This window comes from Comamonas sp. B-9, assembly GCF_000410635.1.
GTDB lineage: Bacteria > Pseudomonadota > Gammaproteobacteria > Burkholderiales > Burkholderiaceae_C > Comamonas.
This window is the reverse complement of the sequence record NZ_KE148587.1, coordinates 1-367: the sequence shown is the minus strand read 5'-3', so window position 1 is coordinate 367 and position 367 is coordinate 1. Positions and strand designations below refer to the sequence as shown.

Genomic DNA, 367 nt, shown 5'->3' with positions numbered 1-367 from the left:
CGTTGTCGACCTGCCGCCCGAGGAGCTGCTCAAGCGCCTCAAGGCCGGCAAGATCTACCCGCTGGAGCAGGCCGAGCGGGCCTCGCACCATTTCTTCCGCCTCGGCAACCTGCTGGCCCTGCGCGAGCTGGCGCTGCGCCGTACGGCCGACCGCGTCGATGAGGACATGCGCGACTACCGGCGCGAGCGCTCCATCGGCGATGTCTGGCCCACGCGCGAGCGTCTGCTGGTCGCCGTAGGCGGTCAGGCGGGGGATGATGCCCTGGTGCGCCAGGTGGCGCGCCTGGCCCGGCGGCTGGAGGCCGACTGGATGGTGGTCTATGTGGATGCGCCGGCGCGCCAGCACCGCTCGGCGCAGTCGCAGCAG

General features: G+C 72.2%; 1 pseudogene. It reads left to right on the top strand.

The window, feature by feature from the left end:
• A pseudogene (locus H928_RS33395) lies at positions 1-367 on the top strand (two-component system sensor histidine kinase KdbD); the annotation flags it as partial.